Annotated in this window: 17 protein-coding genes; 12 read left to right on the forward strand and 5 right to left on the reverse strand. The window is 71.4% G+C overall.

All coding sequences use genetic code 11. The features are described from left to right. Positions 1-18: 18 nt before the first annotated feature. Genes E1295_RS02975 through E1295_RS02985 form a run of 3 tightly spaced genes read left to right on the forward strand, consistent with a single transcriptional unit; the run spans position 19 to position 1824 of the window. A complete protein-coding gene (locus E1295_RS02975; RefSeq protein ID WP_132628078.1) occupies positions 19-324 on the forward strand; it encodes a hypothetical protein in 306 nt (101 codons plus the stop codon). Between the two features lie 30 nt (positions 325-354). After that, positions 355-1137, forward strand: a complete 783-nt coding sequence (locus E1295_RS02980) for a polysaccharide deacetylase family protein (protein WP_132628079.1) — start codon at positions 355-357, stop codon at positions 1135-1137. Between the two features lie 36 nt (positions 1138-1173). Continuing rightward, on the forward strand, positions 1174-1824 hold the full coding sequence (locus E1295_RS02985; protein ID WP_132628080.1) for a DUF2461 domain-containing protein: 651 nt from the start codon (positions 1174-1176) through the stop codon (positions 1822-1824). Positions 1825-1874: 50 nt separating this feature from the next. On the opposite strand, the gene typA is transcribed toward E1295_RS02985, so the two are convergent. Further along, positions 1875-3725, reverse strand: coding sequence for a translational GTPase TypA (gene typA, locus E1295_RS02990; protein ID WP_132628081.1), 1851 nt, complete (start codon positions 3723-3725; stop codon positions 1875-1877). A 174-nt stretch (positions 3726-3899) separates the two neighbouring features. On the opposite strand from typA, the gene E1295_RS02995 reads away from it, so the two are divergent. The 5 genes from E1295_RS02995 (at position 3900) to E1295_RS03015 (ending at position 10939) form a co-directional block, all read left to right on the forward strand. After that, positions 3900-4643: an AMP-binding protein gene (locus E1295_RS02995; RefSeq protein ID WP_132628082.1), complete on the forward strand. Its 744-nt coding sequence runs from the start codon at positions 3900-3902 to the stop codon at positions 4641-4643. A gap of 112 nt (positions 4644-4755) precedes the next feature. Further along, entirely contained in the window at positions 4756-7182 is a 2427-nt protein-coding gene (locus tag E1295_RS03000; RefSeq protein WP_132628083.1) for a LuxR C-terminal-related transcriptional regulator, read from the forward strand. A 56-nt stretch (positions 7183-7238) separates the two neighbouring features. Further along, on the forward strand, positions 7239-7667 hold the full coding sequence (locus tag E1295_RS03005; RefSeq protein ID WP_166427048.1) for an AMP-binding protein: 429 nt from the start codon (positions 7239-7241) through the stop codon (positions 7665-7667). Between the two features lie 38 nt (positions 7668-7705). Then, positions 7706-10141, forward strand: a complete 2436-nt coding sequence (locus E1295_RS03010) for a LuxR C-terminal-related transcriptional regulator (protein ID WP_132628085.1) — start codon at positions 7706-7708, stop codon at positions 10139-10141. A 9-nt stretch (positions 10142-10150) separates the two neighbouring features. After that, positions 10151-10939, forward strand: a complete 789-nt coding sequence (locus E1295_RS03015) for an alpha/beta hydrolase (RefSeq protein WP_246079799.1) — start codon at positions 10151-10153, stop codon at positions 10937-10939. A 315-nt stretch (positions 10940-11254) separates the two neighbouring features. Here the strand turns inward: E1295_RS03015 and E1295_RS03020 are convergent, their stop codons facing one another. Together E1295_RS03020 and E1295_RS03025 are read right to left on the reverse strand one after the other, a co-directional pair. After that, positions 11255-12688 (reverse strand): aldehyde dehydrogenase, encoded by a 1434-nt coding sequence (locus E1295_RS03020; RefSeq protein WP_132628086.1) that lies wholly within the window; start codon positions 12686-12688, stop codon positions 11255-11257. 122 nt (positions 12689-12810) lie between these two features. Beyond that, entirely contained in the window at positions 12811-15837 is a 3027-nt protein-coding gene (locus E1295_RS03025; RefSeq protein WP_246079800.1) for a M14 family metallopeptidase, read from the reverse strand. Positions 15838-16041: 204 nt separating this feature from the next. On the opposite strand from E1295_RS03025, the gene E1295_RS03030 reads away from it, so the two are divergent. After that, positions 16042-16938 (forward strand): VldE C-terminal domain-containing protein, encoded by an 897-nt coding sequence (locus E1295_RS03030; RefSeq protein ID WP_132628087.1) that lies wholly within the window; start codon positions 16042-16044, stop codon positions 16936-16938. Here the strand turns inward: E1295_RS03030 and E1295_RS03035 are convergent. After that, the gene (locus E1295_RS03035) at positions 16920-18236 is read right to left on the reverse strand and encodes a GH1 family beta-glucosidase (RefSeq protein WP_132628088.1); all 1317 of its coding nucleotides are present in this window, start codon (positions 18234-18236) and stop codon (positions 16920-16922) included. The genes E1295_RS03030 and E1295_RS03035 overlap by 19 nt on opposite strands. A 76-nt stretch (positions 18237-18312) precedes the next feature. On the opposite strand from E1295_RS03035, the gene E1295_RS03040 reads away from it, so the two are divergent. Beyond that, entirely contained in the window at positions 18313-18951 is a 639-nt protein-coding gene (locus tag E1295_RS03040; protein WP_132628089.1) for a TetR/AcrR family transcriptional regulator, read from the forward strand. A gap of 15 nt (positions 18952-18966) precedes the next feature. On the opposite strand, the gene E1295_RS03045 is transcribed toward E1295_RS03040, so the two are convergent. Then, positions 18967-19890 (reverse strand): aldo/keto reductase, encoded by a 924-nt coding sequence (locus tag E1295_RS03045; protein WP_132628090.1) that lies wholly within the window; start codon positions 19888-19890, stop codon positions 18967-18969. A 92-nt stretch (positions 19891-19982) separates the two neighbouring features. Here E1295_RS03045 and E1295_RS03050 point away from each other — a divergent pair, with 92 nt between their 5' ends. Together E1295_RS03050 and E1295_RS03055 are read left to right on the forward strand one after the other, a co-directional pair. Then, the gene (locus E1295_RS03050) at positions 19983-20342 is read left to right on the forward strand and encodes a MerR family transcriptional regulator (RefSeq protein ID WP_246064133.1); all 360 of its coding nucleotides are present in this window, start codon (positions 19983-19985) and stop codon (positions 20340-20342) included. A 36-nt stretch (positions 20343-20378) separates the two neighbouring features. Further along, positions 20379-21818, forward strand: a complete 1440-nt coding sequence (locus tag E1295_RS03055; RefSeq protein WP_166427049.1) for a penicillin-binding transpeptidase domain-containing protein — start codon at positions 20379-20381, stop codon at positions 21816-21818. Positions 21819-21958 lie beyond the last annotated feature (140 nt).

Below are 21958 nucleotides of genomic sequence, written 5' to 3' on the forward strand. Positions count from 1 at the left end.
GTCGGCAGGGGGTGGCGGGTGAGTGAGGCCCGAGCGGCGACGGAGAAACTCCAGGCGGAGCTCCACGGTCTGGGCATCACCAGCGCGTACGACGTAGGTGACGATGCGACCATCTCGGTGTGGATAGGCCTGGTCGTGCGCTATAGGGATGGCTTTTACCGTTGGCAGGAAGGGTCGGCGAAACGTCGGCATCCGGGTACGGATCCGGCCGGATGTGCCATGCGCGTGGCGCGTCGCTTCAAGGAACTGCAGGCCGATATCCCACCCTGGTGGGACGACCTGGTCAGGGAACTGCGGGGGAAACCAGCCCAGGACTATCCGTAGCCCCCCGTATGCGGTGTTTCGGGGGGACGCATGCGCGGGTGGGCTCTGCCGCTGGCCCTGCTGGCTCTGGTGAGCTTCGCCACCCAGGTGGTCCGCACCGAACTTCCTGAGCTCCCGACCGTGCCCCTGCGGCCGCCGCCGGTCGATCCCGACGTCCTGGCCGAGCGGCTGGCCCGGCTGCAGCCCGGCTGGCCGCGCCACGTCGACTGCGGGCGGGCCAAGTGCGTGGCCCTGACCTTCGACGACGGGCCGGGCAAGCGCACCGGACGGCTGCTCGACCTGCTGAGACAGCGGGACGCGAAGGCGACGTTCTTCGTGGTCGGGGAGATGGTGGCCGCGGACGGCGGGCGGACCGTGCAGCGCATCGTGGCCGACGGGCACGAGCTCGGCAACCACTCGTGGAGCCATCCGGCACTGTCGGAGCTGACGCGCAAGGAGCTCCACCGGGAGCTGCGGCACACCGGCCGTCTCGTGCACCGGCTCACCGGGGTCACGATGCGGGTGATGCGGCCGCCGTACGGGCTGACGGACAAGCACGTGGCGGCCGAGGCACGCCGCGCGGGCATGGCTCAGATCCTGTGGAACGTCGACACGTTCGACTGGCGGGACCGGCAACCCAAGATCGTGGCCAGGCGGGCCGGGCGGGCCAGGCCCGGCTCGATCATCCTGATGCACGACATCCACCGCACCACCGTGAAAGCCGTGCCCGCCCTGCTCGACGCGCTGGAGCGGAAGGGATTCACGTTCGTCACGGTCTCCGACCTGTACGGCGACCGGAGCCCGCGGCCGGGCAGGAAGTACACGAGGCGGTGACCCGGAGCGCCCGCTCGGCGTGGCAGGCTTGTCCACATGGGGTTCAGCGGCTTTCCCGACGAGGCGTTCCTGTTCTACGAGGGGCTGGAGGCGGACAACTCGAAGACCTACTTCGGCCGGCACAAACAGCTCTACGAGGAGGCCGTACGAGAGCCGATGCTCGCGCTCGCCGACGAGCTGGCCGCGGAGTTCGGGCCGGCGCAGCTCTTCCGGCCCCACCGTGACGTGCGCTTCGCCAAGGACAAGTCGCCGTACAAGACGCATCAGGGCGCGTTCGTGGACCTGATGCCGGGCATCGGGCTCTACGTGGAGCTGAGCGCGGCCGGGCTGTTCACCGCGGGCGGCGTCTACACCAAGGCCCCCGACCAGGTCGCCCGCTACCGCGCGGCCGTCGACGAAGACCTGTCGGGCAAGCCGCTGGAGGCGATCACCGCCTCGCTGGAGGCGGCCGGTTACACGCTGCACGGCGAGCGGCTCAAGACCAGGCCGCGCGGGTTCGACGCCGGCCATCCCCGCATCGAGCTGCTGCGGCACAGGTCGCTGCACGCGGGGATGCGCTTCGAGCCGGAGCCGTGGGTGCACACGCCGCAGGTGCGCGAGCGGGTGGCCCGCACGTGGCGCGACTTCGGGCCCCTGGTCGAGTGGCTCTGCACCCACGTGAGAGGCAGCGAGCTGCCGCCCCGCTGATCCCGGCCCGCCGACCGCCGGGTGGAGCGCGGCGGGTCAGGTGCGGCGGGTCAGGCGCGCTTGGCACGGGCCGCCGCGCGGCCGCGGGTGGCGCCGTCGAGCACGACCTTGCGGATGCGCACGGCGTCGGGAGTGATCTCCACGCACTCGTCCTCGCGGATGAACTCCAGCGCCTGCTCCAGGGAGAGCACGCGCGGCGGGATCAGCTTCTCCGTCTCCTCGCTGGTGGAGGAGCGCATGTTGGTGAGCTTCTTCTCCTTGGTGATGTTCACGTCCATGTCGTCCGACCGGGAGTTCTCGCCGATGATCATGCCTTCGTAGACCTCCGTCGTCGGCGAGACGAACAGCGTGCCGCGCTCCTGCAGGTTGAGCATCGCGAACGCGGTCACCGGCCCGGACCTGTCGGCCACCAGCGAGCCGTTGTTGCGGGTGCGCAGCTCGCCGAACCAGGGCTCGTAGGAGTCGAAGACGTGGTGGACCAGGCCCGTGCCGCGGGTCTCGGTGAGGAACTCCGTGCGGAAGCCGATCAGGCCGCGCGCCGGCACCACGAACTCCATGCGGATCCAGCCGGTGCCGTGGTTGGTCATGTGCTCCATGCGGCCCTTGCGCACCGCCAGGAGCTGGGTCACCGCGCCGAGGTATTCTTCCGGGCAGTCGACCGTGAGGCGCTCGACGGGCTCGTGCACCTTGCCGTCGATCGTCTTGGTGACCACCTGCGGCTTGCCCACGGTGAGCTCGTAGCCCTCGCGGCGCATCTGCTCGACCAGGATGGCCAGCGCCAGCTCGCCGCGGCCCTGCACCTCCCAGGCGTCGGGCCGCTCGGTGGGCAGCACGCGCAGCGACACGTTGCCGACCAGCTCTTTGTCGAGGCGGTCCTTCACCATGCGCGCGGTGACCTTGGAGCCTTTGACCTTGCCCACGAGGGGCGAGGTGTTGGTGCCGATGGTCATCGAGATGGCCGGCTCGTCGACCGTGATGAGCGGCAGCGGGCGCGGGTCGTCGGGGTCGGCCAGGGTCTCGCCGATCATGATCTCGGGGATGCCGGCGATGGCGATGATGTCGCCGGGGCCCGCCTCCTCGGCGGGCTTGCGCTCCAGGGCCTCGGTCATGAGCAGTTCGGTCACCTTGACGCGCTGGATCGTGCCGTCGGTGCGGCACCAGGCCACCTGCTGGCCTTTGCGCATGACACCCTGGTGGACGCGGCACAGGGCGATGCGGCCGAGGTAGGAGGAGGCGTCGAGGTTGGTGACGTGGGCCTGGAGCGGCGCGCTCGGGTCGTAGGTCGGCGCCGGGATGGTCGACTTGATGATGTCGAACAGCGGCTCGAGGTCGCCGGAGTCGGGCATGGCACCGTCGTCGGGGCGCTCCATGGAGGCCCTGCCCGCCTTGGCGGAGGCGTAGACGATCGGGAAGTCGATCTGCTCCTCGGTGGCGTCGAGGTCCATGAACAGTTCGTAGACCTCGTCGACGACCTCTTTGATGCGGGCGTCGGGGCGGTCGACCTTGTTGATGCACAAGATGACCGGCATCTTCGCCGACAGCGCCTTGCGCAGCACGAACCGGGTCTGCGGCAGCGGCCCCTCGGAGGCGTCGACCAGCAGCACCACCCCGTCGACCATGGAGAGCCCGCGCTCGACCTCGCCGCCGAAGTCGGCGTGGCCGGGGGTGTCGATGATGTTGATGGTCATGCCGCTGTGGTCGACCGCGGTGTTCTTCGCGAGAATGGTGATGCCCTTCTCGCGCTCGAGGTCGTTGGAGTCCATGACGCGGTCGTCGACGTCCTGGTTGGCGCGGAAGGCCCCGGACTGCCAGAGCATGGCGTCGACCAGTGTGGTCTTGCCATGGTCGACGTGCGCGATGATCGCGATGTTCCGCAGGTCGTCGCGGCTGTTCAAAGGCATGATGAGGTCTCGCTCTGTGTCGTGGAAGCGGCCGCGCGAAGTCGCGACCTACCAAGTCTAGTTGATCCCCTCTGATGGCGAGCGCGAGCGGGACGGCGGAGAGGGGCTCACGTACATAGCCGGTTGCACAATTGTGCGCATGGCAATCTTGGTCGGGGTCCCTACATTAACGGCATGACCTGGACAGAGCTGGTGATGGCCGCGGCGCCGGCAAGGGGCGAACGGCCGGCGGTGAGCGATGTCCGGACCGGTGAGGTGCTGTCGTACGCGACGTTCGTCAAGCGGGTCACCCGTGCCGCGGCGGGCCTGCGCAGCCAGGGCCTGCGCTACGGCGACCGGGTCATCGTCGACGTCCCGCCTGGGGCGACGTTGCCGGTGGCGGCCCACTCCGTGGCCTGGGCGGGCGGGATCGTGGTGCTCGCGGCCTCCGGCTCCGCCCGCATCTTGATCACCCAGCGCCACTACGACCCCGCCGCCACGCAGGTCGAGCAGGTCTACTCCTTCCGCCCTGTCGAGGGGGCCAAGCCGTTCACCGAACTGCTCGACGAGCGTGGGGTGGAGTTCGGGCCGCTGGCGGGACCGGCGCTCACGTTCGACGGCCGGCGCGTGTTCGACCACGGAGAGCTGGCGGGCGACCTGCGCAGGCTCGCCGCGCGGGCGGCGATCAGCGAGAACGACGTGCTGATCAGCGCGGTGAACGATCCGTTCAGGGCACTGCGGGTGATCGACCTGGCCATGACGTGCGGCGCCCACGTCGTGGTCGCCCACGAGCCGAGCCTGGTCGGCTGCCGCGTGCTCGCCCAGGAGCGGCAGGCCAGCGTCGTCGTCGCCCCCTACGACCTCGCGAGGAGGCTGCTGCGCGAACCGTCGCTGCGCGTCGTCGACGAGAGGACGATCGTCAGCTCGCTCGACCCGTGACCCCGGCAGGGCGCTGGATCCATGGCCGGGGAAGGCCATGAACGGGTTCTCCCGCCCCGGAAAGTGCGACACTGGCGGAGAATGTGATCCTTCTGCGACGCGGGGTGACCACATGTCCGAGCTACCCCGGCACAACCTCCCCGCCGAACCCAACCGGTTCGTGGGCCGCGAACGCGACATCGACGAGCTGTGCCGCGTCGTCGGGGAGACGCGGGTCGTGACGTTGTGCGGCGCCGGCGGCATCGGGAAGACCAGGCTCGCGCTGCGGGTGGCCGCCGGGCTGCATTCCTTCTACCCGGGTGGCGTCCGGCTGGCCGAGCTGGCCGGGGCCGGCCGTCCCGAGCACGTGGAGCGGGAGCTCGCCCGGGTGCTCGGCGTGCCCGAGGAGCCCGGCCGCCCGCCGCTCGACACGGTGGCCGCGGTGGCCGCCCGCTTGCGCGACCGGCCCTGCCTGCTGCTGCTCGACAACTGCGAGCACCTGGTCGAACGGTGTGCGGAAGTGGTCGCGGCGCTGATCGCGGCCTGCCCGGCGCTGAGCGTCATGGCGACCAGCAGGGAGCCGCTGCGCATCGCCGGCGAGCTGGTGTGGCGGGTCTCTCCCCTCGGCCTGCCGCCCGCCACGGGCCGCCCCGACGCCGAGTCGGTGCGGTTGTTCCTCGACCGCGCCGCCGCCGCGGGCACGAGGCTGGGCCCCGACAGCCTGCCCGACGTGGCGCGCCTGTGCCGGGCGCTCGACGGGTTGCCGCTGGCCATCGAGCTGGCCGCGGCACGCACGAGCCTGCTCAGCCCCGGGCAGATCGCCGACCGCGCCGACGACAGGTTCGCGCTGCTGACCACCGGCGGCCGTACGGCTCCCGCCCGGCAGCGTACGCTCCTCGCCACCGTCGAGTGGAGCCACGACCTGCTGTCCGCGAAGGAGCAGGTGCTGCTGCGCAGGCTGGCCGTGTTCGCCGGCGCGTTCGACCTCGACCTGGCCGAGCAGGTCTGCGCGCAGCCGCCGATCGCGGAGGCCGAGATCGTCGACCTGCTCGGCGGCCTGGTCGACAAGTCGCTCGTGTCGTGCGACGAGGGCCGCGTCCGCTACTGGCTGCTGGAGACCATCAAGCAGTACGCCGCCGAGCGCCTCGGCACGGCCGGCGAGCGGGAGCCGCTGCGCGAGCGGCATCTGAACGTGCTCTGCGACGTCCAGGAACGACTGTTCGCCACCGAGCTGGTCGAGCCGGGCGTGCCCTGGGAGGACCGGCTGGAGGCGCTGGCCGCGAGCCGGAGCCTGGCCGGCGACCAGCGGCTGGCGCTCGGCTGGGCGGCCGGGTCCGGCAGGGCGGGGCCGGGTCTGCGGCTGTGCACGGCCGGCACGGCGCTGCTGCCCGTCGGCGGCAACCCGGAGGAGATCGTCACGTGGACGGAACGGCTGCTCGCCCTCGACCTGTCGGAGGTGCCCGGCGAGCAGGTCGCGCGGGCGGAGGCATGCCTGGCGTACGGGCTGGAGGCGCGTGACGAGCTGGGCCGTTCGCTGGAGGTGGCCGGGCGGAGCCTGACCGGGGCGGCGCCCGGCGACGGGTTCACCCGCTGCGTCGCGCACAGTGTCATGGTCGTGGTGCTCCTGCGCATGGGCAGGGCCGGCGAGGCGCTGCCGCACGCCCAGGAGTGCCTGGAGCTGGCCACCCGGTCCGGCTGCGCGTGGAACCAGGCGGCCGGTCTGGCGGGGTTGTCGGCGGTGGCCCTCGCGGGCGGCCGGCTGAGGGAGGCGCAGCGGCACGGCGAGGAGGCGCTGGCGCGGGCGTACGAGCACGGCCACCGCTGGATCATGGCGCGGACGGCCGCCCAGCTCGGGTCGGTGGCCGAGGCCCGCGGCGACCTGGTGAGCGCGCGGTCGCACTACGAGATGGCCGTCGGCTGGTTGCGGGAGCTGGGCGGCGACCTGGAGCTGGCGCGCTGCCTGGCCAGGATCGGCAGGGTGGCGGCGCTGGCGCACGAGTTCGGCGTGGCCAGGGAGCGGCTGGCGGCGAGCCGCGCGCTGGCCGCGGAGACGGGGCGACGCCAGGGCATGGCCCGGTGCCTGGCCGGCCTGTCGGTGCTGGCGGAGTGCGAGGGCGATCTCGCGGGCGCGGTGCTGACCGCGGCGGCGGCGGCCGCGCTGCGCGACTCGATCGGCCAGCACTCGGCCACGACGCGGATCGAGGAGCTGCTCGGCCGGGCCAGGGCCGGGCTGGGCGAGGGCCGCACGACCTCGCTGTGGTCGCGCGGCCGGGCGATGGACCCTGACGACGCCGCACGCCACGTGCTGGACGGCGGACGCCTCCCGGACCGGGCCCCCGTGGCGGCCGAGTCCGTCAGGCACTCGCTGCTGACCGCTCGCGAGCAGGAGGTCGCCGGGCTGCTCACCCGCGGCCTGTCCAACCGGGCCATCGCCGAGGAACTGGTGATCAGCCCCGCGACGGTGGCGCGCCACATCGCCAACATCATGGAGAAGCTCGGCTACACCTCGCGGGCGCAGATCGCGGTGTGGGCCGCGGAACACCCCAAGGCTTCTGCATAGGGATCTGCATATTCCGCCCCATGCATGCACGACACGCCCTCCCTACCGTGGGTCCCATGGTGGAGCGCATCGTCATGGTGGACCCGGGCACCGGTCTCCGGCTCACCGAGGAGCAGCTTGACGAGAGGTGCGCCATGGCGACCGTCCAGCTGCGGCGCAGAGGCGTGCGGGCGGGCGACACCGTGCTCATCTGCCTGCCCGTGGGCGCCGACCTGATGATCGCGACGGACGCGGTGATCGCCATCGGTGGCGTCGCCTGCCCGCTGCCCGCCGACCTCGACGTCGGCACCCTGAGGGCCCGCATCGGGGCGAGCGGGGCCAGGGTGATGATCTCGGACGTGCCGCGGGCGCTGGAGGCCGCGGACGAGACCCGCGTACGGATCGTGATGTGCGTCGCAGACCTGGGCGCTCTACCTCCCTATCCGATCCGTCGTGATTTCTGCACGGAAAGTGATCGCATCGAGCGCCGAAGCGGTGGAGACTGAGCGGGACGGACAGTCCCTGCGACCCCATGGGCCCCCACATGATGGCGCAAGTCCCGCACAATCTTCCCGCGGAGCCCAACCGCTTCGTCGGGCGCGCGCGAGACGTGGCCGAGCTGAGCGCGCTGGTCCACGAGGAGCGCGTGATCACGCTGAGCGGCGTCGGCGGCATCGGCAAGACGCGCCTGGCGCTGCGCGTGGCGGCGCGGGCGGCGCCCGGGTTCGCGGACGGCGTGTGGCTGGTCGAACTGGCCCGCATCAGCCGGCCCGCGCTCGTCGTCAACGAGCTGGCCGAGGTGCTGGGCGTGCGCGACGAGGCGCCCGGCAACCTGCTCGACGGCCTGCGGGTGCGGTTGCGCGCGGCCAGGGCGCTGATCGTCCTCGACAACTGCGAGCACCTGGTCGAGCGGTGCGCCGAGCTGGTGGCCGACCTGATCGCGTCCTGTCCCGAGCCGGCGTTCCTGCTCACCAGCCGCGAGCCCCTGCGCATCCCCGGCGAGCTGGTGTGGCGAGTGCCGCCGCTCGAACTGCCCGACGACCACCATCCGGACGCCGAGTCCGTGCTGCTGTTCGTGGAGCGGGCGCTCGCGGCGGGCGCGCGGGGGGTTACGGGCAGCATGGACGACGTCGTACGCCTGTGCCGGGCGCTCGACGGCCTGCCGCTGGCGCTGGAGCTGGCGGCGGCGCGTACGAGCCTGCTGAGCCCCGGCCGGATCGCCGACCGCATCGGCGACAGGTTCGGGCTGCTCACCACCGGCGACCGCACCGCCCCCGCCCGGCAGCGCACGCTGCGCGCCACCGTCGAGTGGAGCCACGACCTGCTCACGCCCAAGGAGCGGGTGCTGCTGCGCAGGTTGTCGGTCTTCGCCGGGATGTTCGACCTGCGGCTGGCCGGGCGGGTGTGCGCGGACGGCGCCGTCCTGCCCGCCGCCGAGCTGCTCGACCTGCTGAGCGCCCTGGTCGACAAGTCGCTGGTGCTCCATCCGGGCGCAGCGGGCCGTTACCGCCTGCTGGAGACGATCAGGCAGTACGCCGCCGAGCGCCTGGAGGAGTCGGGCGAGGCGGCGCATGTGCGTGACCGGCACCTGCGCGTCATCTGCGAGGAGCTGGAGCAGTGCTACGACGCCGGCTCGCTCAACCGCCCGATGCCGTGGCCGGCGATCAAGCAGGCGTTCACCAGGGGACGGTCGCTGCTCGACGACTGCCGCGCCGCGGTCGACCGGGCGGTGGAGTCCGCGCAGCCGGTGCTCGGGCTGCGGCTGGCGAGCACGGCGCTCGCGATCCAGGCCGTCCGCGGCGACCTGGGGGAGAGCGTCGGCTGGCACGAGCGGCTGCTCATGCTCGACCTGTCGGAGGTGCCGCCCGAGCTGGTGGCGGTGGCCAACGGCGGCCTGGCGTACGGGCTGGAGCTCGGCGACGAGCTGGCCCGCGCGGAGGAGCTGATCGTGCGGGCCGTCGAGGAGCAGAAGCGGCACCCCTACACGCACTGGCTGGGCATCAACTACTGCGTGGCGCTGACCGTGTTCTTCCGCAGGGGGAAGAGCAAGGAGGCCCTGGCCTACCTGGACGAGCTGGAGGCCGCCGCCACCGCGCACGACGACCTGTTCAACCTGGCCACGGTCCGCGTCGCGCAGCTCAACCTGGCGCTCTTCCACGGCCGCCTGCGCCAGGCCCAGCGCTGCGGCGAGGAGGCGCTGGCGATCGCCAGGAGGACCGGTCACCACTGGACCCTGGCCAGGGTGCTGACCCATCTGGGCGCGGTGGCCGAGGCCGCAGGCGACCTGGAGGCGGCCATGTCCCACCACACCTCGGCGCTGCCGCTGCTCGCGGACATGGACAACCGGATCGAGCTGGCCCGCTGCCACACCAAGATCGGCAGGGTTGCTGCCGGGCTGGGCGACTTCGCGACCGCGAGGAAGCACGTGGCCGCCGGGCTGGACCTGAGCATGCAGACGGGACAGCGGCGCGGGATCGTCCGCGCTCTCATGGCGGTGTCCGCGCTGGCCGTGGCGCAGGACGACGTCGAGGGCGCGGTGCGGGCCGCGGCGGCCGCCACCGCGCTGCGCGAGGCCATCGGCCAGTTCGGCGCGCCCGGCCGCGTACAGGAGCTGCTCGCCCGCGCCCGTGCCCGGCTCGGCGAGGGCCGGGTGGCGCTGTTGTGGGCGCAGGGCCTGGAGCAGCCGCCCGAGGAGGCGGCGGCGCGGGCGCTCGACCCCGCCCGGCAGGCCGCGCAGGAGCCTCCGGCGCCCGCCACGCCGGCCGGCCTGCGCTACGACGGGCTGACCGGCCGGGAGCGGGAGATCGCGGGGCTGCTCACCCGGGGGATGAGCAACCGGGCCATCGCGCTGGAGCTGGTGATCAGCCCGGCGACCGTGGCCAGGCACGTCGCCAACATCATGGAGAAGCTGGGCTTCGACTCGCGCGCCCAGATCGCCGTATGGGCGGCCGAGCACGGGATGGACGCTGGGCGAACCTAAGCTCGTTCCATGCCTTTCGCGCCCAGTTTCCCCGTCATGCTGAGGACCGAGGACGGGGTCCGCATCGACGCCTCGCACACACCCGCCAGAGTGCCCACGGCAGGGGCCGATCCGGCGCCGTCCGGGCCCCTGGACGTCGGGATCGTGGTGGCGCACGGATTCACCGGTTCGTGGCGTGAGCGGGCCGCGCGCCGCATCGTGCACGTGCTGAGCCGTTACGGCGGCGTGGTGGCCTTCGACTTCCGCGGCCACGGCCGATCGGGCGGGCTGACCACCGTGGGCGACGCGGAGATCCTCGACGTGGCCGCCGCCGTCAGGCACGCCCGGGTGGTCGGCTACTCCAAGGTCGCGGTCGTGGGCTTCTCCATGGGGGCGGCGGTGGCCGTACGCCATGCGGGGCTGATGCGCGGCGTGGACGCGGTGGTCGCGGTCAGCGGCCCCGCCCGGTGGTACTACCGGGGCACCAGGCCGATGCGGCAGGTGCACTGGGCCATCGAGCGGCGGGCCGGCCGGCTGGCGGCGCGGCTGGTCAAGCGCACCAGGATCGCCCCCGGAGCGTGGAACCCGATCCCGATGCCGCCGCACGAGGCCGCCGGGCTCGTCACGCCGGTCCCGCTGCTGATCGTCCACGGTGACGCCGACGGGTTCTTCCCCGTGGACCACGCACACCAGCTCTACGACGGCGCGCGGGAGCCGAAGGAGCTCTGGATCGAGCCGGGGTACGGCCACGCGGAGACCGCCGCCACCCCCGAACTCATCGACAAAATCGGCAAATGGATCTCAGCGAACTTTTCATGAGTAATACACGTCTACCTAGGGCGGATGGATAAAAACCGCTGGGAGAAAGTCCTTGGGGATGGAAGCCGTCGTGACGGTGACCATGGGACATACTTCAGTAGTCAGGCGGTCGCCCGTCGTGGCCCGCCACCGACGGATCACCCTGGGCAGGGAAATCCGCACTTTCAGTGCCCCCCATCAGGTGGATCACCGTGGGGAGTGGGGTATGCACTGTCAGTGGCGGGGTTTGCACCTAGCGTTGCGGGGGCGCGCTGGGTGCACATCCTGCATCACGAGGGCCCCGCGGCCGGCCGCGGGGCCCTCCTTCCGTCTCCGTCAGCCGAGGCGTGCGATGGTCTTGTACTCCAGATAGCCGTTGAGCCCCTCCGGGCCGAGTTCGCGGCCGATGCCGCTGGCCTTGTAGCCGCCGAAGGGCGCGTTGGTCTCCAGCATGAAGCAGTTGACGCCGTACGTGCCGGTGCGGACCTGGCGGGCCACTTCCATGCCGTGGTCGGCGTCGGCCGTCCACACCGTGCCGGCCAGGCCGTAGTCGCTGTCGTTGGCGATGCGGACGGCGTCGGCCTCGTCGTCGTACGGGATGACGGCCAGGACCGGGCCGAAGATCTCCTCGCGGGCGATGCGCATGTCGTTGGAGACGCCGGCGAAGACGGTGGGTGAGACGTACCAGCCCCGGTCGTAGGGCCGGTCCAGGCCGCCGACCACGACCTTGGCGCCCTCGTCCATGCCGATCCTGACGTAGCCCTCGACGCGCTCCTGCTGCCGCTTGGCCACCAGCGGGCCGATGCCGGTGGCCGGGTCGGCGGGGTCGCCGACGGGCTGGGAGGTGACCATGCCCGCGATGGCGTCCACGACCTCGTCGTAGCGGTTGCGCGAGGCGAGGATGCGGGTCTGGGCCACGCACGCCTGGCCGTTGTTCATGAGGCTGGCCATCGACAGGAAGCCCATGCTCGCGGCCAGGTCGGCGTCGTCGAGGATGATGGCGGCGGACTTGCCGCCCAGCTCCAGGCTGAGCCGTTTGAGCTGCTCGCCGCAGATGGCCGCGATGCGCCGGCCGGCCGCGGTCGAGCCGGTGAAGGCCACCTTGTCGACGCCCGCGTGGGAGACCAGGTGCTCGCCCGTCTCGCGGCCCGCGGGCACGATGTTGAGCACGCCCGCGGGCACGCCGGCCTCGGCCGTCCACTCGGCCAGCAGGTACGCGTCCAGCGGCGTCTCCGGCGCCGGCTTGAGCACGACCGTGCAGCCGGCCAGCAGCGCGGGCGCGAGCTTGGTCATCGTGACGAACTGCGGCACGTTCCACGGCACCACGGCCGCCACCACGCCCACGGGCTCCCTGCGCACGGTGAGCGGGCCGAACAACCCCGGCCGCTCCTCCTCTTGCTCGAACGTCTTGCCGAGTTCGGCGTAGAACTGCAGCATGCCGAGCGGCTGGGGCGCCTGCGCGAGGTTGGAGAAGGTGATGGGCGAGCCCATCTCCTCCGTGATGAGCTCGGCCATCTCGCCCTGCCGCTCGTTGTAGATCGCGGCCAGCCTGCCGATCACCTCGGCCCGCTCGGCGAACGTCATCCGGGGCCAGGGTCCGTGGTCGAACGCCTGCCTGGCGGCCGCGACCGCGCGGTCGACGTCCTGCGGCGTGCCGTCGGGCACCTGGCCGACGACCTCCTCGGTGTGCGGGGAGATGACGTCTATCGTCGCGGTGCCTGCTGGGGCCACCCATTCGCCCCCGATGAACAGCTTGTCGTGCCGGCGCATGTCGTGAGCCTTTCGCTTGACCGAATGCTTGTTTGCCCTGGGGATGCCTCAAGGCGACCGAACCATGTTCTGGACTTGCACGCAAGAGGGGCGCGGCCGGTGCGCCGCGCCCCCGGCCGGCCTCAGCGGCGATCGCCGAGCAGGTGCCGCATCGACCGCCTGACCAGGTCCGTACGCGCCTCGTCGCCGATCACGCTCTCGGCGCCGAAGCCCAGGTAGACGGTGTCCTCGGTGACGACGCCGCCGCCTTCCTCGAACAGCTGGTCCGTGCGGAACCAGGTGTTGACCGACGGCGCCGAGCCCTCGGGCGGGTCGCCCACGCTCCAGCCTCCGAGGTCCGTCTCGAACGAGCTCTCCTCTGCGACCTCGCCGTCCAGCGTGACCGACACGTCGTCGAGGAAGACGCCCGCGCCCTGGGTGGCCCAGTCGGTGATGTATGAGATGGACAGCTCCACCTGCCTGCCCGCGTATGGGGTCAGGTCGATCGTCCACTGCTGCCAGCCGCCCGAGTTGCCGGACGCCGCGTGCCACGCGCCGGACGTCCCTGCCGGCTCGCAGGCCGCGCCTTGATAGCGCTGCGTGAACGGGTGGATCGTGCGCCAGCCGCCGCTGTTGCCCGCGTCGCAGCTGTCGCCGGTGTCCTGGGAGGTGTGCCCGTTGGCGTCCGGCAGCGTGGTCCAGTCGTCGCCGCCCGCCGTCCGCGCCTCCACGGTCAGGAAGTCCCACGCGCTCTCGATGTCGTACGACGTCCAGAACGACAGCGCGCCGCCGCTCTTGCCCGTCAGGTCGACGGTCCTGGTCAGCCGCTTCCACGAGACGTCGGAGATGCCGCCGTAGACGTCCCAGGAACCCGAGTGCGGGTCGAACGGGCCGCCGGGCCTGGCCCACTTGAGCGGGGCCGAGCTCGCGAAGCGCGGGAAGCGGTCGGCGGGCAGGATCGCCGAGGTCGCCACGTAGGCGTTGGTGTGGCCCGGCTCCAGTGCCGCCTCGAAACCCTTGAACGCGCCGGCGCTGCCGCGCAGGCCGAAGGGCTGCCCGGTGTCGTGGTCGGTGCCCGCGTCGTCGAAATAGACGTAGGCGCCGAGCCAGTACTGCTGGAAGTCGTTGAACACCGGGATGCAGGGCGGGTCGCCGGGGACCGTGCACTCGGGGTTGCCCGGCTGGTCGGGCTCGTAGAAGTACAGGCCGTCGCCGTTGGCCGCGTACGACGGGTACTTGCCGGCGTGCAGCAGCTTGCCGCCCTCGTTCAGGTAGTCGCGGACCGCCAGTTCGGTGTCCACGCCGGCCTTGGACATGGTGCCGGGCACCTGGCCCTCCGAGCGGGGGATGACGTCGTCGCCGGTCTCCCAGACCACGGCCTTGTAGTGGCTGAGCACGCCGAGCGGGTGCGGGGCCCTGCGGCCCATCCGGTCGAGGTCGTACACGTCGGAGGAGTAGCCCGCGGCCTTCAGCGCCGCTGCGTACGCGCCGGCGTACTTCGCCTCCGTGCCCTCCTGCTCGGGGCTCAGGCCGGTGACGTCCTCGGCGGCCAGGACGAGCACCTTGCCGCCGATGTCGTCCGCGACGGTGTAGGTGAAGCCGCCGCTCTTCCTGCCGAACGAGGTGAACCAGACCTTCACCTTGTCGCCCGGCCGCGTCCCGGTGACCGTGCCGCGCAGCCGGTGGTAGTAGCGGTCGTAGCCGTCGCCGTACCGCTCCCCGCCCTTCCACTCGCGCGTCGGCACGACCCGGGTGCGGCCGCCGTTGACCTGGTAGTTGAGGAAGACCGGGCCGAGTTTGCGCTTGGCGTTGACCTGGACGGCCTGGTTCCTGCCGTGGCTGACCTCGAACGGGTCGAGCACGAAGTCGGGGGTCTTGTTGCCCAGGTGGCTGACCGGCTCCACCGGGTCGACCGCGGACTTCGCCACGTCGAGCGCGAACGGCAGGCCCTTCTCGAATTCGGCCTGCACCAGTGCCTCGTCGTCGGGGAAGACGAAGCCGCAGCCGTCGCAGCCCTCGTTGAGCTCGGGCGTCCACGACAGCGTGCCGTAGCGGCGGTGCGCCTGGTCGTTGGTGTCGCCGTTGGTGGTGTACAGCTCGGCGCCGAGGTCGGGGTCGAAGCCGGGGACGGCGGGCTTGGCGTCGTCGCCCGTGAGCGCCTCGTAGATCGGGTTGTCGGCCGTCTCGGTGGCGATCTGCACGCCGATCGGGTAGAGCAGCAGCGGGCCGTACGAGTGGTAGTTGAGCTGCATCTCGAACCCGACCCGCCGGAGCAGGCCGTCCATGGCCCTGGTCTCGGGCTCGCTGGCGGGTCCGGTGCCGCGGTAGGTCTCGCTGCTGGGGATGCTGGACGAGCCTTCCTCGTCGTAGTGGAAGTTCGTGGGGAAGTTCCGGTTGATGTCCACGCCGTCGGCGCCGGTGACGCGGCCGTCGCCGTCGTTGTCGCGCAGGTTCTTGCGCCACAGGCGGTTGCCCTCGGTGAACGTGAAGTCGTAGCCGTCGGGGTTGGCCACCGGCACGAACCACAGCTCGGTCCTGTTGAGCAGGTCCCGCAGCGCGCGTTTGTTGGCGATGACGTACTTCAGCAGCCGCATGTCCACCTCGGTGGCGATCCACTCGCGGGCGTGCTGGGTGGCCGAGAAGAGCGTCGAGGGCTTGATGCCGTCGGGCAGCAGCCGGGCGCCCGTGCTCACCTTGGCGGCCAGGATGTCCTGGCCCTTGAGCGTCCTGCCGATGGACTGCAGCTTGACGATGTCCCTGTTGGCCCTCGCGATGTCCCTGAGCTGGTCGGCGATGCCGCCGCGCTCGGAGTAGGACCGGTAGACGGTGTAGCCGCCCGCCGCCTGGGCCTTCGCCGCCTGGAGCTGGCTGTGGCCCTGCGGGTTGCGTACGGGGGCGGGTTCGTGGCCGAGCTTCTCCAGCGTGCCGAGGTCGTTCTGGTCGGCGGTCAGCTCGATGTGCTCCTTGCCGTCCCCGGTCTCGTGCCGGACGACGTCGAAGCCCTTCTCTCTGAGGGTCTGTGCGGTGCCCGGCGCGCTGTCGAGCTGGTAGAGCTCGATGCGGTCACGGGCCGGCAGCGGGTCCACGGACGCCTGCGCGGGCGCCGTGGCCACGAGGGACGTGCCTAAGCCGAGGATCGCGGCGGCGGCGAGGATCGATGATCGAGACACGGGTGTCTGCCCCTTCGCGGAGACGAGTTCGCCGTCATCTTGACGTTTGGAGCGATCTACACAAGACCCAACTTTCGGGGACGCCGCCGGGTCGGACAAATGCCCCGAATCATCGCCAAAGGTGCGGGAGTTCCGCCGTTCGGATGACAGAGAACAAGATCATCTTCTATAGTTTCGGTCCGTCTATGAGGGGAGGGGACGGGTGTGAGGATCTGGCGCTTCGCCGTTCTTGTCGCCGTCCTCGCCGGGCTGCTCGGCCTGCACCCCACGCCGCCCGCCGCCGCCGATCCCTCACCCGCTGAGCTGCGCAAGCTCACCAAGCAGGCGGCCCGGCTCAGCGAGCAGTACCGCGGCCAGATCCAGATCCTGGAAGAGGTCAGGATCCAGGCGAAGAGGGCCACGCAGACCTCGGGCGGCCTGGCGGCCAAGCTGAAGGCCGCCCAGGCCGAGGTGGGCCGGATCGCGCAGACCGCCTACATCGTCGGCCCGCTCGACAACTACCGGCTGATCGCGCCCAACGAGGACCCGTACAAGATCCTGGGCCAGGCCGCCAACATGGGCTACATGGCCAACGAGCGCACCGAGCGGGTCAAGAGCATCAAACGCCTGATCAAGAAGCACAAAGAGGCGAAGCTCAAGGCCAACGAGAAGATCGAGAAGCTGCGCAAGGAGATCAAGGCCATGCAGGGCAGGCGGCGCGAGATCCAGCGCCTGCTCTCCAAGTACGGCTTCCAGGAGCCCGGCGGGTCAGAGGGCCTCACCCAGCGCATGGTCTCGGTCCGCGCCGAGATCATGCAGAACTTCCCCATGAAGTACGGCGTCGGCTGCCTGCGCCCCGGCGACCCCGGCGAACACGGCAAGGGCCGGGCCTGCGACTTCATGATGTCCAGAGGCGGCACCATGGCCTCCGGCGCCGACGCGGCCAACGGCGACGCCCTCGCCGCGTGGCTCATCAAGAACGGCGCCAGGCTCGGCGTGATGTACATCATCTGGAAGCAGCGCTACTACGACATCCGCTCGGGCGGCGGCTGGGACCCGATGTCCAACCGGGGCGGCGTGACGGCCAACCACTACGACCACGTTCACGTGTCGGTGTTCTGACCCGCGAGAAACTGCTTCAGCCACGCGTACGACGCCTTCGGGGTGCGCCGCTGGGTCGCGAAGTCCACGTGCACGAGGCCGAAGCGCTGGTGGTAGCCCTCGGCCCACTCGAAGTTGTCGAGCAGCGACCAGACGAAGTAGCCGCGCACGTCCACGCCCTCGGCCATGGCCCGCCGCATCGCCTCGATGTGGCTCTCCAGGAACGCGATGCGCCCGTCGTCCTCGACCGTGCCGTGCTCGGTCGGCACGTCGTCCTGGGAGCAGCCGTTCTCCGTGACGAGGATCGGGGGGAGGGCCGGGCCGTACCGTGACCTGAGTCCCGTGAGCAGCTCGCGCAGGCCGTCGGGGACGACCGGCCAGCCGAAGGCCGTGGTCGGATGGCCGGTGATGCCCACGTCGGTGAACGGCAGCCCGGCGCCGTCCGCAGGGGCGGCGATACGGGTGGGATGGTAGTAGTTGATCCCGAGGGCGTCCAGGGGCGCGGCGATGACGTCCAGGTCGCCGTCCTGGAGGAAGCCGAGGTCGGCGGTGTAGGCCGACAGATCCGGATACGCGCCGAGCAGCACCGGGTCGTTGAACAGGCGGTTGTGCAGGACGTCGTACGCCTCGGCGGCCTTCACGTCGGCCTCGTCCGCCGACGCCGCCCGCACCGGCGTGCAGTTGTTGGTGAGCGCCACCTGCCGGGCCCCGGCGGCGCGCAGCGCCCCTACGGCCAGGCCGTGGCCGAGCAGCTGGTGGTGGGCGGCGGGCAGCGCGTCCGTCATGAGCGCCTGGCCGGGGGCGTGCACGCCCAGGGCGTAGCCGAAGGCCATGTGCACGAACGGCTCGTTCATGGTGATCCAGAGCGGGACCCGGTCGGCCAGGCGGCCGGCGGCGATCGCCGCGTAGTCGGCGAAGCGCCCGGCGCTCTCGCGGCTCATCCACCCGCCGCGGTCCTGCAGCGCCTGCGGCAGATCCCAGTGGAACAACGTCGGCACCGGCTGCACGCCCGCCGCCAGCAGGGCGTCCACGAGCCGGTCGTAGAAGTCGAGCCCCTTCTCGTTCACCGCGCCCGAGCCGCCCGGCTGCACGCGCGGCCAGGCGATCGAGAACCGGTAGGCGTTCAGCCCCAGGTCCGACATGAGCGCGACGTCCTCGCGCCAGCGGTGATAGTGGTCGCACGCGACGTCGCCGGTGTGGCCGTCGCGCGTGCGGCCCGGCTCGTGGGAGAAGGTGTCCCAGATGGACGCGCCCCGGCCGTCCTCGTGGACGCCGCCCTCGATCTGGTAGGCCGCGGTGGCCGTGCCCCACAGGAACATTCCACGTTCTCCTCGCGTACGTTACTGAGCCAACGTAATGGACCTTTACTGCCGGTAATAGGACAGGATGGTGACCATGACGAGTACCTTGCGCCGCCGTCCCGCCCAGCGCCGCAGCCTGGAACGGGTGGAACGCATGCTCGACGAGTGCGCGCTCCTGCTCGACGAGGTGGGCTACGACGCGCTGACCACGAAGGAGGTCGCCCGGCGGGCCGAGGTGCCGATCGGCACCTTCTACCAGTTCTTCCACGACAAGCAGGGCCTGGTGCGGGCGCTGGCCCGGCGCAACCTGGAGGCGTTCCTCGGACGGGTCACCGAACGTGTCGCGACGGCCGACCTGTCGCACTGGACCGACCTCGTGGACCTCGCCGTCGACGAGTTCGTCGACATGAAGCGCACGACTCCCGGCTTCTCCGTGATGGACTTCGGAGAGGTGCTGGTCACCGCGGGCGGTATGCCGGTGGAGGGCAGCAAGCAGGCGCTCGACGGCACCCACGAGAACAACGTCGTGGTGGCCGACCGGCTGCGCGGGCTCACCCTCGCACTGGTGGACGCACCCGTCGGCCCCGGCCTGGACCGGGCGCTGCTGGTGGCGGTCGAGGCGACGGACGCGGTGCTCAAGCTGGCCTTCAGGACCGACCCCCGCGGCGACCTGGCGCTCATCGCCGAGTGCAAGCACCTCGTCCGCCGCTACCTCGCCGACCATCTGCCCTGACCCCCGGGCGAGCGGTCAGGCAGGGGCGTCCAGGCGGGCGCGCAGCTCCTGGTCCAGCTTCAGGTCGGTGGCGCCGATGGCCTCCTCCAGCTGGGGCATCGTCGAGACGCCGACGATGGGGACGATGCCGTCGGCCATCAGCCAGGCCAGGACGACCTGGTTCGGGGTCGCGCCCAGCTCCTTGGCGACCTCGTGGAGCACGGCCAGGCGCCGGGTCGTACCAGGGTGATCGTAAATATCGGAGATGGACCGGTCAGGGCGCGTGTACGCGCCGAACATCAGCGTGTTGTACGCCCACAACGTCATGTCCGGCTCGGCGGCCAGGTAGTCGAAGGTCTCGTCGGAGGCCAGCGTGTGCCCCGACTCCGCCGGCCTGGTCAGCGGCCGTGGCCGCAGGTACGTGTGCCGCAGCTGGACGTAGGTGTAGGCGATCCAGCCGCGCGTGGCGGAGACGTTCCTCGCCCGTTCGAGCCGCCAGGTCGCGATGTTGCTGGCGCCCGCCGCGCGGATCTTGCCCTCCCGGGCCAGCGCGTCGAACGCCCCCAGGGTCTCCTCCAGCGGGACGGAGCGGTCCTCGATGTGCGACCAGTACAGGTCGACGCGGTCGGTGCCGAGCCTGCTCAGGCTGCCCTCCACGGCCCTGGCGAGCACGGGGGCGGACAGGCCCTCCGCCGAGCCGAGGGTGGTGTCGCCGGGGACGGTGGGGCGGGCGCCGGCCTTCGTACTGATGAAGATCTCGTCCCGGTTGCCCCGCGCGGCCAGCCACTTGCCGATGGCCAGCTCGCTTTCGTCGCCCGTGCGGCCCTCCACCCAGAACGGGTAGTTGTTGGCCGTGTCCAGCATGGTGCCGCCCGCCTCGTGGAAGCGGTCGAGCAGGGCGAACGTGTCCGTCAGGTCGACGGTCGTGCCGAACGGAATCGTGCCGAGTGCGATGTTCATGAGCCTGACTCTGGGATCTGGAGCGCACTCCATGTCAAGCCCCGCCGGAACTGGTTGACCTGGAGTGCACTCCAGGTGGGATGCTTGGGTGCGTGAGCGTGTACACACCCGCCCAGGTCGTGCAGGAAACCGGCTTCAGCATCGACACCCTGCGCTACTACGAGAAGATCGGCCTGCTGGAGCGCGTCGACAGGAACGCGGCCGGGCAGCGCAGGTTCAGCCAGGAGGACATCGGCTGGCTGGGCACGCTCCGCTGCCTGCGCGACACGGGCATGCCGATCGCCCAGATGCTCCGCTTCGCCGAACTCGTACGCGCGGGCGACCACACGATCCCCGACCGCATCAAGCTCCTGGAGGAGCACGACGAGCAGGTGCGGGCGCAGATCGCCAACCTCGGCGAGCGGCAGAGCTACATCAGCAACAAGATTTCCTACTACCGCAGCCTCATCTAGCCCGGTCTTTGCGCCTCGGTTGGTAGACCGAAGTGCATGGCATCATGGGCGCGGCGGATCGACGTCCCGCTGCGCCGCGTCGCCAGGTCGTGTGCGGCGATGCTGTTCGTGCTGCTGGCGCACGTGACGCTCCTCCAGGCGTTCGGCTCGCACCGGCTCAACGCCGACCAGCGGAACGAGCGGCCGCTGATCGCCAGGTTCGAGCGTCCGCGCGGCGACATCCTCACCTACGAGGGCACGCCCGTCGCCGGCAGCCGCCCGACCGGCGAGGGCCCCTACCTCTACCGGCGGGTCTACCGGCACGGCCGGCTGTACGCCCCCGTCACCGGCCACGTCTCCCTGGCGGGCTCCACCGGCATCGAACGCGCGCAGGACGCGGTGTTGTCCGGCAGGGACGCCAAGATACGGGTGCAGTCACTCGTCAGGGACGGCGTCGTGGAGGGCGCCGACGTCCGGCTGACGATCAGCGAGCGGGTGCAGTGGGCGGCCTACCAGAGCCTCAAGGCGACCGGGGTCCCGGGCGCGGCCGTGGCCATCAGCCCGGCGACGGGCGCGATCCTGGCGCTGGTCAGCTACCCGGCCTACGACCCGAACGCCCTGACCACCTTCGACCGCGACCGCCTCGCCGAGACGGCGCAACAGATCCGCCAGGCCCCCGGGGGCCCGATGGTGAACAGGGCGCTGCACGGGCTGTATCCCCCCGGGGCCACGTTCAAGCTGGTCACCACGGCCGCGGCGCTGTCCTCCGGCGAGTACGCCCCGTCGACCGTGGTGGAGGCCCCCGCCCGCCTGCGCCTGCCCGGCACCCCCATGTACGTGGACAACGGCCGGCCCTGCGCCCAGGAGCGCCCGACGCTCGCGTACGCGTTCATGGCGTCGTGCGACACGGCCTTCGCCGGCATCGGGCTGCAACTCGGGCAGGACCTGCTGCGCGACCAGGCCGAGGCCTTCGGGTTCAACGCGAGCGGCCTGACGATCCCGCTGGGCACGACGCCCAGCGTCTTTCCCGCCGGCATGGACCGGGCGCGGACCGCCCTGGCCGCGATCGGCCGCCACGACGACCGGGTGACGCCGCTGATGCTGGCGATGTTGTCGGCGGCCGTGGCCAACAACGGGGTGCTGATGCGGCCGTACCTGGTGGAGGAGGAGCGGCTGGCGGACGGCTCGGTGATCGGCCGGGCCGACCCGGCGCCCTACCGCACGGCCCTGTCGCCCGTGCTCGCGAGATACCTGGCGGCGATGATGACGACGGTCACGCACGCGGGCGGCCCGGCGTCCATCCCCGGGGTGGAGGTGGCCGCCAAGTCCGACACCTCGGAGAAGGGGCTCGTCACGGGCGACCACGCGCTGATGACGGCGTTCGCGCCGGCGGACGCGCCGGAGGTGGCGGTGGGCGTGGTGCTGGAGAATCCCGGCCGCCGGGCGGACGCGGTGGCCGGCGTGGCCCGTGCGGTGATCGAGGCCGCTCTGGCGTGAACCTTTGCCGGGCTCAGCGGTAGGCGGAGGCCTGGAGGGTGTAGAGGTCGGCGTAGAGGCCGTTGAGTGCCATGAGGGTGTCGTGGTCGCCGTGTTCGGTGACGAGGCCGCGGTCGAGGACGTAGATGCGGTCGGCGTAG

This window comes from Nonomuraea mesophila (assembly GCF_004352805.1).
Lineage (GTDB): Bacteria > Actinomycetota > Actinomycetes > Streptosporangiales > Streptosporangiaceae > Nonomuraea > Nonomuraea longispora.

Coding starts and splice junctions, on each gene's coding strand:
- E1295_RS02980 (WP_132628079.1), top strand. CDS start 355: ATGCGCGGGTGGGCTCTGCCGCTGGCCCTGCTGGCTCTGGTGAGCTTC.
- E1295_RS02985 (WP_132628080.1), top strand. CDS start 1,174: ATGGGGTTCAGCGGCTTTCCCGACGAGGCGTTCCTGTTCTACGAGGGG.
- typA (WP_132628081.1), bottom strand. CDS start 3,725: ATGCCTTTGAACAGCCGCGACGACCTGCGGAACATCGCGATCATCGCG.
- E1295_RS02995 (WP_132628082.1), top strand. CDS start 3,900: ATGACCTGGACAGAGCTGGTGATGGCCGCGGCGCCGGCAAGGGGCGAA.
- E1295_RS03000 (WP_132628083.1), top strand. CDS start 4,756: ATGTCCGAGCTACCCCGGCACAACCTCCCCGCCGAACCCAACCGGTTC.
- E1295_RS03005 (WP_166427048.1), top strand. CDS start 7,239: ATGGTGGAGCGCATCGTCATGGTGGACCCGGGCACCGGTCTCCGGCTC.
- E1295_RS03010 (WP_132628085.1), top strand. CDS start 7,706: ATGATGGCGCAAGTCCCGCACAATCTTCCCGCGGAGCCCAACCGCTTC.
- E1295_RS03015 (WP_246079799.1), top strand. CDS start 10,151: ATGCCTTTCGCGCCCAGTTTCCCCGTCATGCTGAGGACCGAGGACGGG.
- E1295_RS03020 (WP_132628086.1), bottom strand. CDS start 12,688: ATGCGCCGGCACGACAAGCTGTTCATCGGGGGCGAATGGGTGGCCCCA.
- E1295_RS03035 (WP_132628088.1), bottom strand. CDS start 18,236: ATGTTCCTGTGGGGCACGGCCACCGCGGCCTACCAGATCGAGGGCGGC.
- E1295_RS03040 (WP_132628089.1), top strand. CDS start 18,313: ATGACGAGTACCTTGCGCCGCCGTCCCGCCCAGCGCCGCAGCCTGGAA.
- E1295_RS03045 (WP_132628090.1), bottom strand. CDS start 19,890: ATGAACATCGCACTCGGCACGATTCCGTTCGGCACGACCGTCGACCTG.
- E1295_RS03055 (WP_166427049.1), top strand. CDS start 20,379: ATGGCATCATGGGCGCGGCGGATCGACGTCCCGCTGCGCCGCGTCGCC.